The sequence below is a fragment of the Microbacterium sp. MMO-56 genome, assembly GCF_037146215.1.
Classification (GTDB): Bacteria; Actinomycetota; Actinomycetes; order Actinomycetales; family Microbacteriaceae; genus Microbacterium.
This window is the reverse complement of sequence record NZ_JBBCVW010000008.1, coordinates 104,412-118,983: the sequence shown is the minus strand read 5'-3', so window position 1 is coordinate 118,983 and position 14,572 is coordinate 104,412. Positions and strand designations below refer to the sequence as shown.

Annotated in this window: 21 protein-coding genes; 1 reads left to right on the top strand and 20 read right to left on the bottom strand. The window is 69.1% G+C overall.

Features of this window, described 5'->3' with window-relative positions; genetic code table 11:
- Positions 1–2 precede the first annotated feature (2 nt).
- The 11 genes from WFI00_RS09570 to WFI00_RS09520 all read right to left on the bottom strand — a co-directional run bounded on the left by WFI00_RS09570 (position 3) and on the right by WFI00_RS09520 (position 9,155).
- Entirely contained in the window at positions 3–407 is a 405-nt protein-coding gene (locus WFI00_RS09570; protein ID WP_336642333.1) for a hypothetical protein, read from the bottom strand.
- The gene (locus WFI00_RS09565; protein ID WP_336642332.1) at positions 407–1,321 is read right to left on the bottom strand and encodes a phage major capsid protein; all 915 of its coding nucleotides are present in this window, start codon (positions 1,319–1,321) and stop codon (positions 407–409) included. Before WFI00_RS09565 ends, WFI00_RS09570 begins: the two co-directional genes overlap by 1 nt.
- Before the next feature lie 14 nt (positions 1,322–1,335).
- Positions 1,336–1,701, bottom strand: coding sequence for a capsid cement protein (locus WFI00_RS09560; protein WP_336642331.1), 366 nt, complete (start codon positions 1,699–1,701; stop codon positions 1,336–1,338).
- A 1-nt stretch (position 1,702) separates the two neighbouring features.
- Positions 1,703–2,962 carry a head maturation protease, ClpP-related gene (locus tag WFI00_RS09555; RefSeq protein ID WP_336642330.1) on the bottom strand — a complete coding sequence of 420 codons (1,260 nt, stop codon included), beginning with the start codon at positions 2,960–2,962 and terminating at the stop codon, positions 1,703–1,705.
- Positions 2,959–4,326, bottom strand: coding sequence for a phage portal protein family protein (locus WFI00_RS09550; protein ID WP_336642329.1), 1,368 nt, complete (start codon positions 4,324–4,326; stop codon positions 2,959–2,961). The genes WFI00_RS09555 and WFI00_RS09550 overlap by 4 nt, the downstream gene beginning before the upstream one ends.
- 17 nt (positions 4,327–4,343) lie before the next feature.
- A complete protein-coding gene (locus tag WFI00_RS09545) occupies positions 4,344–6,008 on the bottom strand; it encodes a hypothetical protein (protein WP_336642328.1) in 1,665 nt (554 codons plus the stop codon).
- Positions 5,962–6,591 (bottom strand): terminase small subunit, encoded by a 630-nt coding sequence (locus WFI00_RS09540; RefSeq protein WP_336642327.1) that lies wholly within the window; start codon positions 6,589–6,591, stop codon positions 5,962–5,964. Before WFI00_RS09540 ends, WFI00_RS09545 begins: the two co-directional genes overlap by 47 nt.
- On the bottom strand, positions 6,584–7,843 hold the full coding sequence (locus WFI00_RS09535) for a DNA modification methylase (RefSeq protein WP_336642326.1): 1,260 nt from the start codon (positions 7,841–7,843) through the stop codon (positions 6,584–6,586). Before WFI00_RS09535 ends, WFI00_RS09540 begins: the two co-directional genes overlap by 8 nt.
- A 157-nt stretch (positions 7,844–8,000) precedes the next feature.
- Positions 8,001–8,339 carry a hypothetical protein gene (locus WFI00_RS09530; RefSeq protein WP_336642325.1) on the bottom strand — a complete coding sequence of 113 codons (339 nt, stop codon included), beginning with the start codon at positions 8,337–8,339 and terminating at the stop codon, positions 8,001–8,003.
- Between the two features lie 35 nt (positions 8,340–8,374).
- Positions 8,375–8,665, bottom strand: coding sequence for an HNH endonuclease (locus WFI00_RS09525; RefSeq protein ID WP_336642324.1), 291 nt, complete (start codon positions 8,663–8,665; stop codon positions 8,375–8,377).
- A 136-nt stretch (positions 8,666–8,801) separates the two neighbouring features.
- Positions 8,802–9,155: a hypothetical protein gene (locus WFI00_RS09520; RefSeq protein WP_336642323.1), complete on the bottom strand. Its 354-nt coding sequence runs from the start codon at positions 9,153–9,155 to the stop codon at positions 8,802–8,804.
- A gap of 116 nt (positions 9,156–9,271) precedes the next feature.
- Between WFI00_RS09520 and WFI00_RS09515 the strand changes: the two genes are divergently transcribed.
- Complete coding sequence (locus WFI00_RS09515; protein ID WP_336642322.1) at positions 9,272–9,466, top strand: hypothetical protein; 195 nt, start codon at positions 9,272–9,274, stop codon at positions 9,464–9,466.
- Between the two features lie 128 nt (positions 9,467–9,594).
- Here WFI00_RS09515 and WFI00_RS09510 read toward each other — a convergent pair whose 3' ends face one another.
- From WFI00_RS09510 to WFI00_RS09470, 9 genes are all read right to left on the bottom strand, one after another.
- Positions 9,595–9,852 carry a hypothetical protein gene (locus WFI00_RS09510; RefSeq protein ID WP_336642321.1) on the bottom strand — a complete coding sequence of 86 codons (258 nt, stop codon included), beginning with the start codon at positions 9,850–9,852 and terminating at the stop codon, positions 9,595–9,597.
- Between the two features lie 9 nt (positions 9,853–9,861).
- Positions 9,862–10,113, bottom strand: coding sequence for a hypothetical protein (locus tag WFI00_RS09505; protein WP_336642320.1), 252 nt, complete (start codon positions 10,111–10,113; stop codon positions 9,862–9,864).
- A gap of 142 nt (positions 10,114–10,255) precedes the next feature.
- Positions 10,256–10,942 (bottom strand): hypothetical protein, encoded by a 687-nt coding sequence (locus tag WFI00_RS09500; protein ID WP_336642319.1) that lies wholly within the window; start codon positions 10,940–10,942, stop codon positions 10,256–10,258.
- A 157-nt stretch (positions 10,943–11,099) separates the two neighbouring features.
- Positions 11,100–11,294: a hypothetical protein gene (locus tag WFI00_RS09495; protein WP_336642318.1), complete on the bottom strand. Its 195-nt coding sequence runs from the start codon at positions 11,292–11,294 to the stop codon at positions 11,100–11,102.
- 280 nt (positions 11,295–11,574) lie between these two features.
- Entirely contained in the window at positions 11,575–11,913 is a 339-nt protein-coding gene (locus WFI00_RS09490; RefSeq protein WP_336642317.1) for a hypothetical protein, read from the bottom strand.
- The gene (locus WFI00_RS09485) at positions 11,910–12,524 is read right to left on the bottom strand and encodes a hypothetical protein (RefSeq protein ID WP_336642316.1); all 615 of its coding nucleotides are present in this window, start codon (positions 12,522–12,524) and stop codon (positions 11,910–11,912) included. The genes WFI00_RS09490 and WFI00_RS09485 overlap by 4 nt, the downstream gene beginning before the upstream one ends.
- Positions 12,521–12,937, bottom strand: coding sequence for a hypothetical protein (locus WFI00_RS09480; protein ID WP_336642315.1), 417 nt, complete (start codon positions 12,935–12,937; stop codon positions 12,521–12,523). Before WFI00_RS09480 ends, WFI00_RS09485 begins: the two co-directional genes overlap by 4 nt.
- Entirely contained in the window at positions 12,934–13,626 is a 693-nt protein-coding gene (locus WFI00_RS09475) for a hypothetical protein (RefSeq protein WP_336642314.1), read from the bottom strand. The genes WFI00_RS09480 and WFI00_RS09475 overlap by 4 nt, the downstream gene beginning before the upstream one ends.
- Positions 13,623–14,492: a hypothetical protein gene (locus WFI00_RS09470; RefSeq protein ID WP_336642313.1), complete on the bottom strand. Its 870-nt coding sequence runs from the start codon at positions 14,490–14,492 to the stop codon at positions 13,623–13,625. The genes WFI00_RS09475 and WFI00_RS09470 overlap by 4 nt, the downstream gene beginning before the upstream one ends.
- Positions 14,493–14,572 lie beyond the last annotated feature (80 nt).

The window sequence follows — 14,572 nt, the reverse complement described above, 5'->3', positions numbered from 1 at the left end:
TCTCACTTCGCCGCGGTCTTCGGCGTGCCGACGAGACCCACGGACTTGGCGTGCTCGACGCCCTCCTTGGTGAAGTCGTCGGTGATGGGCGTTCCTCGGTACACGTACCGCTCGCCGCCCGACTTGAGCGGCAGCACCGCCACGGGGCCGATCACCTGGAGCGCCGCCGCCGCCTTCTCGGCCGCCGCGGCACGCTCGGCCTCGGCATCCGCCGCCGCCTTCTCCGCCGCGGCCTTCTCGGCCGCCGCGGCGTCAGCGGCGGCCTTCTCCGCCTCCGCCTTCTCCGCCGCGGCCTTCTCGGCCGCCGCGGCGTCAGCGGCGGCCTTCTCCGCCTCCGCCTTCGCTGCCGCCTCCGCGCTGGCCTTCTCCGCGGCCGCCTTCTCGGCAGCCGTCTGCTGCGCGGCCATCAGAGACCCGTGCCCGTCAGCTGCACGCCCGCGAGGGGCTCGGTCACCACGGGAACCGTGACCCGGCGTGCGCGGACCTTGTAGCCCTCCGCATCCTCGTCACGGATGGACTTGACCTCGACTCCGAAGTCGCCGGCCGACGCGTAGTTCGGTCCGCCGAGCTTCTCGTCGGCCATGCCACCGAGCTGGTCACGGTCGATGAGCAGCGGGTTCGCGCCCTGGAAGTTCGGCGTGGTCGCCCACGTCAGGCCCAGCGCGTCGACCGGCAGGTTGCCCTTGATCGCCGTCTCACCCGACTCGCGCGGCAGCGACTTGTCGTCGATCAGCATGCCGATGACCTTCGCGTACTGCGAGGGACGCAGCACGATCGTGTCCAGCTCCAGACCGAGGCCGAGCGCGGCGCGCTCCGCCTGGATCGTGAGCAGCGACTCGACCGCGGCCCCCGCCGTCGCCCACGCGGCCGAGTTGAACGTCGACGACACACGCGACGCGATGACCGCCATCGCCACCTGGTCGATGAACCGGATGACGGTGTTGGTGACCCGCAGGATGCCCCGATCGACGTACACGCGACCCTGACGAGCGATCTTCTCGTCGGAGATCATCGTGTCGAGACCCCACTTGTCGGTCTTCGCCGCGACGACCGTGCCGTCTTCGAGGACCACGAGCGGATACTCGCCGAGCGGGCTGACGGCCTCCGGGTTATCCGCCGCGAACACCGGCTCTCCGGTCGCGTAGAAGATCCCGCCGCCGGTCGCGTCGAAGCGCCCCTGGAGGAGCCAGTCCGCGATGAACTTCATCTTGGACAGGTCCGCGACGCGCTTGGCGATGACCTTGTTGTTCTGCAGCAGCGCATGCAGCTGCGCGGTGGTGAGCGTCCCCGTGGGGTGCTTCACCGGGTAGGTGTATCCCATGTCTTGGGGTCCTCTCAGATGAACAGGACGTCGATGACGTCGTTGTTGGCGGCGGCGGGCTCGAGTGCGAGACCGATGGGGTTGACGGTGGATCCGACGGTCTGGACCTTCCCGTCGGCGGCGGCCGAGACCTTCGCGCCGGCCGCGATGACACCGGCGGCGACGAGCTGCTGCACGCCGCCCGCGCGAGTGAACACCGTGACGCGTTCGCCCGCGACAGCGTCGAATCCGGCGACGCCAGCCACCGCGGCGGAGTCGGCGCCCGCGGGACCGACCGTCCGGACCCCCGTGACCGCGACGAGGCGACCACCGGTGACATCGGCGGAGGCGGTGAAAGTGACCGCCTGGCCAGGCTTGAACTTGGGCAGGTAGTCAGCCATCTCAGGCCTCCTCGGGAGTGTCGTCGCCCCACGCCATCGCGTAGAGCTGGTCGTCCGAGCTCGCCTCGGGCGGCTGGTAGCCGAGCTCGTCGGCCGGGAACGCGCCGCTCTTCGGGAGCGAGTTGAGCAGCGCAGTCGTGCTCTCCTCGTTGGCCTCGAGGAGGGTCGCGAAGTGCGCGCGCGAGTTCGGGGTGATCCGGCCGTCGCGCTCCGCCGCGTCGAGGATGCCGGCGCGGCGGTCCTCGGTCTGCTTCTTCAGGGCGGTCACACCCTGCGCGGCCTGCGCCTGCAGGGTCTCGAGGACCGTCTTGTCGATCACCGTGACGCCCTCGGGCAGACCGGTGATCGGGGTGGGGTCGGCCTGCTCCGCGAGCGCCTGGTCGAGAGCGGTCAGGACCGTCTCCTCCGAGGCTTCGGCATCGGTCACGCCGAGCCGATCGCGAACGCCAGCCAGGAAAGCGTCGCTCATCGCGAGCTCCTTTCGGTTGGGGTTACCCGGCTCGGACGAGCTCGGGGTCTTGGGGGCCGGCGCCACGGCGGCAGCGACCCGGTCGGGGAAGCGCGAGATCGGGATGACCATCGCGGCGTCCTCGACGTCGTCCTCGTCAATGGGCTGGTCGCCCACCGTGGCGGTCTCGCCCGCGTCGGGGATCGTGGCGACTCGATCGGCGAGGCCGAGGCCGACCGTTTCGGTCGCGGTGAGCCACGTCTCCGCGGCGAGCAGCGCGGCCCAGTCCTTGGCGCCAGCCTTCGCCTGGTAGATCTCGACGCACGAGCGCTCGACACCGTCGAGCATGTCCGCGTTCTTGCGGAGGTCGACCGCGTTGCCCCACGTGATCATCCACGGCGAGTGGATCATCATCTGCGTGCCCGGAGACATGACGGTCTCGTTGCAGCCGGCCGCGATGATCGAAGCCGCCGACGCCGCGAGGCCATCGACGACCGCTGTCACCTTCGCCTTGTGGGCGCGCAGCAGGTTCAGGATCGCGATGCCCTCGAAGACCTCACCGCCCGGCGAGTTGATCCGCAGATTGATCTGCGTCACCGAGTCGGGGAGCGAATCGAGCACGCCGGAGACATCCTTGGTCGAGATGCCCCAGTAACCGCCCCACGAATCGATCGGCCCGTACATCCGGATGGTCGCGATCGACCCGTCTCCGGACGGCGCCGGCGTCGTGACAGCGTTGAAGAACTCGCGCTTCGACGCCGGCGGCGGCACGCTCCCCCAGTACCGGGTGGTGCGGCGGTTGTCCTCGGTCATGCTTCCTCCTCAGGAGCAGCCGGCGCTTCCGCCGGGATGAGAGTGACTGCGACCCGCTCGGTACGGGTGTCCTTCGCGGGAAGCCGGTACCGCGAGCGGGTGGCCTCCTCGAGCACGGCATCCGGGATGACGACGCCTGCCTCGATCAGCCGCCCCAGGCCGTCCGGGGTGATCGCTTCGTCCTCGCCGATCACGGCAGCCACGATCCGCGGCGCGGGCTCGGACTCCCCCCAGTTCCAGTCGACGAGGTCCTCGACGACGTGCTGCTGCATCACGTCCGCGACCTGCAGCGACAGCGCGTTGAGCGAGCCGGTGAAGAAGTCCTCGAACGTGGCGCCGAGCGCGTAGGAGCCCTTCGAGCTGTCGCCGCCGAGGTTCAGGAAGTTGGCGAGCATGCTGCGCGCGATCTGCTCGTCGTAGTACCGAATGGGCTTGTCGGTGTCCGGCAGACGCCCGTCGACGCCCTTGAGCGTCAGGTTCGCCGAGTGCGGGATGGACGCGCCGGCGCCTTCTCCAGCACGGAACTCCTTCGCCACCTTCAGGCCGGCGTCACGCTCCGACTTCTGCCAGTTGTCGCGCTCGGTCGGGCTCTTCGCCACGGACTCCGGCATCTCGGCGCCCTCGTACACGGGCACGCCGAGGCCGTTTCGCTCGAGCGTGAGCGCCTGCGTGCGCAGCCCCCGGTCCTTCAGGAGCCACATCTTGTACGCCGTGCGCAGCAGCGACATCCCGAGCCAGTTCGCGCCCTCACGGTCGTTCACATACCCGACCAGACGCGTCACGGGGATCCGGATATCGGCGCCGGTGACGCCGTGCTGCTCGATCGCTTCCAGGCCGCCGTCGCGCGCGACGACGACGCGGGAGATCGACCGCGGCGGCCGCCACCCCAGCTTGCGGAGGTTGACCAGGCCTCCGTCGATGAAGCACACCTGCTCGAAGTACGAGTGCCCGTACACGAGCTGCAGCAGCGCGTGGCGAAGGTGCTCCTCGAACGAGAACCGCCCCCGCGTCCGCAGGGCGCGCACGCGCCCGTAGCCCTTGATGGGAAGGCCGAGGTTCCGGGCGATGTGCTCGACGACCGGCCCGCGCGCGCCGGCGGGGTCGATCATCCACGGCGTCCGCCGGATCGGTGTCGTCACCGCTCGCAGCACCGACGCGACCTGCGGGTCCTCACGGCGCATGCGGTCCCAGATCTCAAGCGCGAACGGCCACGCCAGCTCGGCGTTCGTCTCGTTCGACTCGTCGAGGAACGCACCCCAGCCAGGCAGCTGGTTCGACTGATATCCGCGCTCCACCGTCGCCGGGCGTGAACCCGGGACGACGGCGGAGGGCTGGAAGAGGCCCTGCTCGTTGAGCTGGAGCATGGGCGTGGCCTCCTCTGTCAGAACGCGACGTGCGCGATGTTCACTTCGTTCGGCGCGATGTCGTCCCTGCGCAGCGACTCCGCAGCGGGAGGCGGTGGCGGCGGTGCGTCCGGCTCGGGAGGTGTCAGCACCTCGAGCGCATACAGCGCCTCCGTCATCGCGACGAGGCCAGCGATGTCGACGGGCTGAGACTTGGTCCTCGACCACGCGAGGTTCTCGGCGTACTTCGTGACCACGCCACCCTCGACCGCCAGATCGACGTCGGGCTGCTCGATCACGACCAGCTGCCCATCGCGGACACGGTCACGCATGCGACCCGTCGCGATCGCGAACGTGCCTCCGTCGAGCTTGTGGACGGTGAAGCCACGCTTCTCCAGCTCGTCGATGAACTCGACCGCAGGGCATCCCTTCTCTTGAAGGGCGACCTCCCAGCATCCCGATTCGATCGCGAGCTGCTCCAGATAGTCCGGGACCCACATCATCCCCGCGCGGCGATGACGCACCGTCGCGAAGGGCCTTCCCGTCTCGGTGAGCACGCCCGCGGCGACCCACGACATCGAACGGTCCGCAGCCGTATCGACCGCCCACACGGTGCGCGCGCCGCGCGGGATCTCCACGCTCGGGATCGGCGTGTGACGGAGGCGCCAGTCCTTCGGGTTGATGAACGACTTCACAGCCGACGTCACCCACTGGCACAGCACCTCGGTGCGGTACGACGCCTCGAGCATGTCGCGGGCGTCCTGGAGGCACTGCTCGATCGTGATCTCGCCGTGCCCGATGCTCGGGTTCGCCTGCAGGATCGCGTCAATGTCGTCGAGCGCGCACCCGTCGGGCGCGGACCACTCGAACAGCGCCGACGTCGGCGCCTGCAGCTCACCGTTCGCGTACGCCTCGAGCTCGTCGATGCCGCGCGCCAGCCACGCCTCGATATCCGCGATCAGGTTCTCCCGCATCTTGCGGAGCACGACCGATCGGACGTCGCCGGCGTTGGAGATGCCCCACAGCTGCGAGTTGAAGATGGCCTTGGTGGTCTGCGCGACGGAGTCCCAGGCGTCCCAGGTCTGCTGCTCGCGCATCTCGTCCATCAGGACGCGCGCGGCAGTCTTCCCGCGGCCGCCCTTCCGGGACGCGGCGCGGACCTCGTAGTGCGCTCCGCTGCGGAGGTAGATCCCGGGCTGGCCGTTCTTGCGCTGGATCTTCGCGACGGCGCGCGCGAGGGACGGCACGCAGCCTTCCTCGTTGTCCTTGTCGCACCAGCGGCCGGTGAGGTTCCAGACGTCCTGCGCGGTGTCGAGGTTCTGCGCGGTGCCGAGCACCTTGAATCGGAACGGAGGGAGCCGCTCCTCGAACCGGTCGGAGTCGACGAACAGCCACCACGCGGCGAGCACTGCGGCGAGCAGCGACTTCCCGTTCTGGCGCGCGACGAGCACAATCACCCGACGGAATCGGAAGGTGCCGTCGGGGTTCAGCTCCAGTGCGTGGATCAGCAGCCACTTCTGCCACGGATACAGGTCGATCCCGAGGAACAGCAGCGCGAACTCGATGACCTCGAATCCAAGGGACGTCTCCGGCGTGAGCTCGCGCAGCGGCCGCGTCCACAGCCGTGGCATCTCCGAGCCGAAGAGCCCCTCGAAGTCAGCCGGCGCCTCCGCGGTGGCGGTTCTTGAAGTCGGTGAGGTCAACGGGACCGCCCTTCTCCGGGACCGCGGCCGACGTGGGGTCGGGCGCCGGCATCGACGCCTGCAGCGCCGCGCGCGCCGCGGGCGTTGCCCCGAGCTCGCGCAGCCCGTTCCACATGTGCGGGAGCAGGTACATCGCCTTCGTCGCCTCCAGCGAGGTGCCATTCGCGACGGCATGATCGATCTGCCGCGCCACCTGGCGCAGCGAAGCGATCAGCGCACCATCGGCGGCCTGCGTGGTCAGCTCGTTGAGCGTGGCCTCGAGGGCATCCGTGATCGCGTCCTTCACGCGGGTCGGCTCGCCGAGCATCCTCTGCCGGGCTTCCTGGATGCGGAGCACCCGGTCGACCGCCGCGACTTCGCCGCGCAGCGCCTTCGCCCACACCGCACGGTGCAGCGCGTCGAGCCGCTCGAGCTCCAGGATGCGCGCGGGAGTCTGATCGAGCGCCACCGAAGACGCGGCGATCGCGGCCTGCACAGCGGTTGTCGCGTCTTCGACAGAGCAGTCGAGCTGCTCGGCGATCATCTCGTACGGTGCAGCCGCGAGGAACAGCTTCAGCGCGCGCCGCGGATCAACCTCAGACACGCGCCGGCTCCATGAAGTCGACCTCCACACCACCACGGACAGGGATGACGCCGGAGTGCTCCTGCCAGCGTCGGCAAATGACGTCCGCGTACTGCGGACTGAGCTCGACGAGCAGCGCGCGACGCCCGAGACGGTGCGCTGCGATCAGCGTCGATCCGGATCCGGCGAACCCATCCATCACCCACCCGCCCGGCGGGCACGAGTTGACGAGCATCCGCTCGACGAGCTCGACGGGCTTCATCGTCGGGTGCACAGACGATCGGGTCGGCCGCTTCACGTCGAACACGGTCGACGAGCGGTTGTCGCCGTACCAGCGAGGGCCCCCGCGACCGAGGCGCCCTTCCCCGCCCGGCAGGAAGCCATACGCGAGCGGTTCGTAGTCGCGCTCGAGCTCACCCTCGGCGATCGGCTCGGACTGGTAGTGATAGTCGGCACGCGACAGCACGAACCGGTCCTTCACCCACATCAGCGTCTGCCGGTAGCGGATGCCGAGGCGCTCCATCGCGGCCTGCAGCGGGAGGCGCAGCACGTCGGAGTGGGCGACGTAGAACGGCGCCCCCGGGCGGCACAGCTCGGCCGCCACCTCAAGGAACGCGATCGCCACGGCGACCGCCTCGTCGGCACCGTCGTTCGCGATCGTGAGCCCGGTGCCGCCGACGTAGGACACACCGTAGGGCGGGTCGGTCCACACGCACGAGATCTCGGCGCCCGACGCTGCAGCGCGAACGGCGTCGAGGTCCCCCGACGACCCGACGAGCAGCCTGCTCGGGCCGAGCTCCCACACGTCACCGACTCGCGAGATCGTCTCGCTCTCGTCGGGAAGGTCCGGCACGTCATCGGGGTCCGTCAACGACACCGGCGTCGACAGCTCGGCGAGCAGCTCCGCAAGGTCCGAGTCGGAGTAGCCCGTGCCGTCGAGGTCGCCCGCCGCGACCATCGCCGCAGCGAGGTCCTCGTCGTCGTACACGCCGAGATCCGCCAGACGATTGTCGGCGAGCACGATCCGATGCGCCGCCTCGTCGTCGACGTCGACGGTCGTGGCCTGCACCGACGCCCACCCGAGCGAGCACGCCGCGAGGAACGTGTGATTCCCCGCCAAGATCTCGTTCCGGCGCCCCGTGAGCGACCCCACGTTGACGACCAGCGGCCGATACTGCCCCTGACGCTCCAGCGACGCCGCGATCGCACGAACATCGCCCCGACGAGGGTTCCTGTGGAACAGCACGAGGTCATCAACCGCGAAATCCGTCACCACCAACCGCTCAGACGCCGAATCGACCACCGTCAGCCTCCAATCAGCGCCAGAACGCGCCCGAGCGCGCGAAGGGGGGTCACATCCGCCCCGGGGAGAGAGGACTCGACCACGCGGGAGTGGTCCGTCGATGGTGCCCTCGGTGGATTTTCTGGGGTCAGGCTCGGATGAGCTCGCCGTCGCGGCTGGTGGCGAGGCAGGGTGTGAGCTCGGTGGTGAGGTCGGGGGTGGGTTCGACTCCGGTGTCGAGGTCGATGGTGTCGAGGGTGAGGCCGCGGGCTCCGTGGGAGCGTGGGGTGGTGAAGTGGACGCTGCCGCCGTTGTGGTGGTCGATGCGTTCGGCTCCGTTGGTGCGGCGGATGCGCTTGGCGTTGTGGGTGAGGCGTGCGATGTCTTCGAAGGCGTGGTGTGCTTCGCGGCGGTTGTGGGTGACGACGAGGATGCGGCGTCCGTCGCGTGCGTCGTTGGCGATGCCGGCGGCGGCGTAGCGGTTCATGGGTCTCCTTGGTGTGCAGGCGGGGCGGTGTCGGGTTACCACCAGGCGGGCATCTCTTCGCCGAGGCCGGGTGATGGTGCGCCGGCGCCTCGCTGCTGGTTGCAGGCCTTGTGTGAGTGCTCGAAGTTGTCGGGGTCTTCTTGGAGCTCGGGGTGGGTGCTGACCGGCTTGCGGTGGTCGAGGTGGTGGGATTCGGGTGTGGTGCCCTGGTCGGCGTCGTAGTCGATGCGGCCCTTGCAGATCCAGCAGACCGATAGGTGGCGGGTGGTGGGGTCGGCGTCGAGGCGTCGGCCTTCGTCGAAGAAGTCGTCGCGGAGCTGGTGCATGCGGCGGGTGTTGGTGCGGGCGCCGGCCATGCGTCCTCCGTTCTGGTGGGCTGGCATCCCGGCCGGGCGGAGCAGGCACGCGACCCCCGACAAGTGGTCGTGCGTGCTCGGGGCTCAACGCCCGGCCGGGATGGTTTCAGCTCAGCGGTAGTTCGTCGCCGAGGTGGGTGACGGCGAGACAGTCGGTCACGATCAGCACGATCGCTGATCGGGGTTCGCCGCGGACGTCGTACTCGAGGATGTCGCCGACCCGGATGCCGGGGTCGCCGAGGTGGAGTGTGCGTGGCGACGTCGCCGCGATGCCGTCGATCGCGGTGCGGGCGTCGTCGATGAGGCGTGCAGCGTCGTGGGCGCGCCACCCGGTGACGAGCGTGAGGACGTCGATCATCTGGATCAGTCCGGCGCGGTCGCGGTTCTCGTGCAGCTGGTCGATGTTGCGCCGGTTGGTGGCGTAGTAGGTCGAGTGTCTGGGCTCGTGGGTATCGTCCACGGCAGCCCTCCTATCGAGTCGCGTCGATGGTGGGTCAGGCCCCGGGTGAGCGTTGGCGCGCTCATTCGGGGCCGTTGTGGTGGCGGCCCGTGATCGGGTGCCGGTAGCGTGCGGGCATGGGGAAGAACAAGAAGGATCCGTACCTCGTGGTCACGAAGAACTTCGTCGTCTCCGACCGGCCGGGCCGGAAGTACATGGAGAAGATGCTCAACGACGGGTACGAGGTCGTGACGCAGACGAAGACCGCGCTCTCGCGGGCGACGACGGTGACGTTCCGGAAGGCGAACCCGGACTACGTCGAGAAGGGCTGATCGGTGTCGCTGCCGGCCGACGGCGCTCCGGGATGAGGTGAAGCGCTCGTCGGCCGGCCGGCGAGAGGTCTCCCGCTCCCCGCGACACCTTGCCGACTCTGACGTTAGGGGCGGAAACCACTACCCCGTCAAACCCCGTGCAGATTCGGGCGTGTCGCGTCCCGTGCGGCCGCCTGAGCGGCTAGGAGCCTACGGAGCCGGTACTGGTGTGCGGGGTCGTTTTGGAGCCGCTGACGCCAGAACGCGAGGAGCACGTTCTCGTCGACGACGCGGACGCGTTGCCCGTCACGGGTTTCCCACTGCATCGGCATGCCGTCCTGCCGCCAGTACCGGATCGCGCGGCGGGAGCGGCCGACACGCTTCGCGGCTTCGCGGTAGGTAAGCATCGGCATGCGCTAGTGGTCCTCCCAGCCGCCGTGGTCGACGTGCTCGTCGGGATGCGGGTCGTCGCGGAGTCGACGGTTGCGTTCCACGATCCGGGCGAGCGCCGCGTCCTGGCGTTCGACCATCTCCGGGGTAAGGGCCTCGGCGGCTCCCGCCTTGAACCGTTCGGCAAGCCAGGCAAGGTAGTCGATCGCGTCGGGGTCGGTCTCGTCGAAGTCGTTCGTGACGGTGAAGGTGACCCCGTTGACGACGACGCACCTCACGACGGATCACCCGACCGGTGAGTTATGAGCGCGCCGTCAGCGACGGCGACTGCAACTGGATCGAGGGAGCGCCCAACGACACACAGATACTCGCCGCACTCGCACCGCGCCCAGCCGCTGTCGTTCCACCAGAAGCCGTGCATCACTCCGAACCTCCCGAACTGTTAGCCGAGCCCGTTGCGCTTGCATTCGGGCTGGCGGATTGAAGGTCTGACGACGGATCGGCCGAACCGGTCGGGCACGTCGGGGTGTGAGTGCACGTCTCGTCCTCGCCGGGAGCGAGCGGAGGGCAGAACGACGGATCAGCCGATTCCTGATCACGTTCGATGCGGTCGGATGCGGCCTGCATCTGGTCCATGGCTTCCCGGCGCTGACGTGGTGTCAGACCAAGCGCCTGAGCCGTCGCGAGCATGAAGTCCCCGGCGGTCGGATCGCTCACGACGTCCGAACGGCAGGCCTCGTCGTACGCCGAGTTCATCCGCCCCGCCTCGCGCACCACGGCCATGGTCTCGGCGTCGAAGTATCGCGGGCTCGCCTCGCCGACGACGACACCGCACAGGTAGCAGTGCCCGCACTCGTTCATGCCACGGCCGTGCTTGCACACGTATTCCGGGTCGATCTCCGCCAGCGCGACAGGGAACCGGGCGTGCTCCAAGCTCACGACCATGCCGACGCGGCCCTTCTTGGCCTTCGGCATCCACATGCGCTGGGGCCACCCGAGATGCGTATCCACGAGGCACAGCGCGTCGCCGTCCGCGTCGATCACCCACTCGCCAGGTGTGAGTCGGTCAAGCCCGGCGACATCCTCGATCACGTTCTCATCGCTCATGACTTCTCCCGTTCTGTTGGTTCTGTCATGGTCATGCGCATCCATTCAGGTGAGCCCGCGCATGGCTCGGCGACGATCTCGGGCTCACACGTCGGGCACGCGAGACATGCCCCGCAGCACCCGTGCGGGCTTCCGCTCGGCGGGAAACGATGCGCGCTCATGACGGATCACCCGAACGGCGCCCCGCGTCCCACCCTGCGCAGAAGAGCCGGAAGTCGCGACCGTGCTTCTCCGGGTCGGGATCAGAGCCGTACGCCTTGCGATAGTCGGACCAGTCGCAGGCCCGGATGAGGCGCTCGTCCTCGGTCAGTGGCTGATCCTCGACGGCAAGCTTCTGGTGTGCGTCGCTCATCGCCCTTGCTCCTGACTGATCACGGGGCGCGCGTCGCCGATACGCAGCCACACACGCTCATCGCTGGCCCGGAGGGTCGCAACCTCGATGAAGTGCAGCCCCGTGTCGTGCTTCGGGCGCGCGAGTCGGCCCACGAACACGCGTCGAGGCATCTCGCACGTCCCCCACCCACAGGACCGTCCGCGAAGCGCCACGGCGACGTTGAATGTCCCCCACAGTCGCGTCCTGGTGCGGAGTGAGAGGGCGAGGGCTGGGTGCTCATGGGTGCATGGTGCGTGCTTCATCGTTCCTGCTCCTGTCCGGTTGGTTCATGATCGGTCGGGCGGGCGTCGGTCACGATCCCCATCCGCACACCGAGCGCGATCGCCCGGAGCTGCTCCGCTGTGACCTGCGTTGCCGCTAGCTCCAGGAGCGCGGTGAGGCGAGCATGGTCGCAGCGCGCGACCAGTCCAGCCAGTGACTCGATGGTCTGGGGATTCGGTGCGACAGCAAGCAAGCGAGCGACCGCCGTCTCGCGATTGGTCGCGTGGCCCACGAACAGCGCCCGGAGCGTCTCCGCGTCGTCGTAGTCGATCTCCGCCCCAGCCTGCTGCCCCAGGGGCTTGACGATGTCGTTCATGCTGCTTCTCCTTCGCTGTAGACCTGTCCGCAGACCTTGCACACCTTGCTCAGCTGCGCTGTTCCCCCGGGCCCGTCGACCCAGTCGACGAGCACGCCCTCCTGCGCGCACACCACGCACAGCTCTGGCCGCGCCCGGCGCACTGTGCCCGCGTCGACCCGGGCCCGCGCCCGCCTGATGAGCCGGAAGAGCGCTTCCTCGAGCTCGTCGAGGTCTGGCCAGGCGAGGATGTGCGGCGCGATCGCCGCGAGCCATTCGTTCGCTGCGTACGCCCAATCGCGGGCGAGCTGGACATCGTCGGGCAGCACAGGCGGGAGGATCGGACCTTCCATTCCGAGATGGCTGCTCGCCTTCGCGATGTATGCGCGGGTCGCGTCCCACACCGCGCGCGCGTTGCGCGATTCGGGCCCGTCGACGAGAGGCATGTTGTCGACGTAGCCGCCGCCGGTGAGCCGCTCCTGGATCGGCGCGGCGCGGACCCCGCGGGCGGCGACGACGATTGTCCCTGTCGCCTCGACGAGGTTGGGGAGCTGGTCGACATGCCAGAGGAACCGCTGCATCCACGAGCGGTAGCCGGCGTCGGGGTCGATCGCGTCGAGAGGAATCGTCACGCGATCGCCTCCAGCACCCGGATCTCGGTCTCGGCGTCGAGCCTGCGGAGGCCCTGGCCACCCGTGAACGGGATCGGCGTGGGGAGCGCCCGAACGTCCGAGAACACGAGATGCCAGGACTCCGGGTCGGACCAGGGCGTGCACCAGCCCGCGTCGTTCTCGCACGTGTCCGCGTGGTGCACGTCGACGAGCTCCGCGACGCCCGCGATCATCCCGAACACGAGGGGGAGTGACCGCACCGATGTCAGCTCGAAGATCGTCGAGAACCCGACGTGGTCGTGCGGGCCCTTGCTGGCGTGCAGCGCGACCGGGCCGCGGTAGGAGCCGGCGATGTTGCGGCTGCGGTTCTCGACCGGCTTCACGCCGGCGACGAGCGCCCAGAGCCAGGGCTGGCGGATGGTCAGGATCCTCATCGGGTTCCCCTCTCGTACGGTCCCGGGGTCGGGAAGATGCGGCGGAGCATCGGGCGCACCCACCGGAAGGACGCGTCCGACGTCGACAGGAACGGGCCGGCGGGGATGCGGTCGGAGGGTCGGGTCACCTTCACGTCGTCGGCGCGCTCGCCCGTGATGCCGGCGACGGCTCCATAGGCGGTGCGTCGGTGCCACCGCTGCACGCCCTCACCGAGCGCGATCGCGGCCTCCATGAGGCCCTTGTCGACGACGATCGGCAGGTGCAGCTCGAACGACAGCGGTTCGACGCCGAAGTGCTCGAGCAGCCGGCGGCGGGTGTCGACCATCGACGCGACGTACCCGGACGCGGCACCCCTGTCGTGGAACTCGGTGAGCACGTCGACGACGAGGCCGCGGTTCAGAGCCGGCACGGCGGGAATCGGCTCGGTGACGTAGAAGTCGTCGTTGAACAGGATGAACGGGTCGGAGATCTCCGGGTCTGCGCACGCGGCGAGCAGATGCCCCGCGACGGTGTCCGACTTCTGCGTGGCGCGCGGCTGCGGGAACACTCTCACGGCGGAGCGGTCGACCCACGACGGAGCGGCGCCGACGATGTGCACCTGACGGTGGGGGACGTTGATGAGGGAGCGCAGCGCGAACCGCAGTTCCTCGTTCGGGCCCGGCCGGACCGGGATGACGATGTCGATCACGCCGCACCCCGCTCGCGGAGCTCGCTCTGATCGAACGCCTCGAGCCCGAGCTCCTCGCGGATGCGAAGCACGGTGCGGTCTGCGCAGTGGATGGTCTCGGCGATGCGCCCGTCGGACCAACGGGAAGCGTGCAGCCGCCGAACGCACTCGCGTCTCTCGGCCGGGGTGAGACGAACGCGGTCGCCTGAGATCGCGAGCTCGACGGCCATCTCATCGACATCGACGCCTTCCTCGTCGGTCTCTTCGACGGCAACGGGCGGCTCGATGTCGTTATCGATGTCGTCCCAGGCGAGAGGCGGAAGCCAGCGGCGCTGGGTCGCGTAGGCGATCGTCCGGGAGTACGCGATCTTGTCACGCCACTCCTCGTTCGGGGGAAGCTGGTCCCAGAGCTCGTCGAAGAGCTGCGCGACGCGACGGTGGAGGTCCGCGGTGACGTGGTCCCGATTCATCATCAGACCGAAGTTCCCGCGCCCCTGGCCGAGACGATCGGAAAGCTTCGACTGCGACCATCCGCGCGCGACGAGCGCCTGCAGGCGGCGGTGAGCTCCGCGGGCCGGGATCCTGGCACCCCCAGCGAGCAGCGAGATGTCGGGCTTGACCGCGAGGATCGCCTCGGCCGTCTCGCGCTTGATGCGCTTCTGCATCTCGCCCTTCCGCGGGCCGGGATCCTGGCGCCCCCAGATCACGTTCCGGACGGGAGTGATACCGAGGCCGGCGATCGCGGCGACACGCTTGTAGCCGAGACCGAACTCGCCGAGCATGATCAGGTGCTCGCGGACGGGATCCGCGTCGACGAGGCCTGTGTCATATCGGCCGTACGCCTTCAGCTGCAGGCGCCGGTAGTTCCGGCGTGTCTCCGAGCTCACGCAGTCATCGCAGCGGCACTGATGATGCACGTAGCACGTGCCGACCTCTCCATGTCGGTGATCCGGCGGGCAGATCTTCG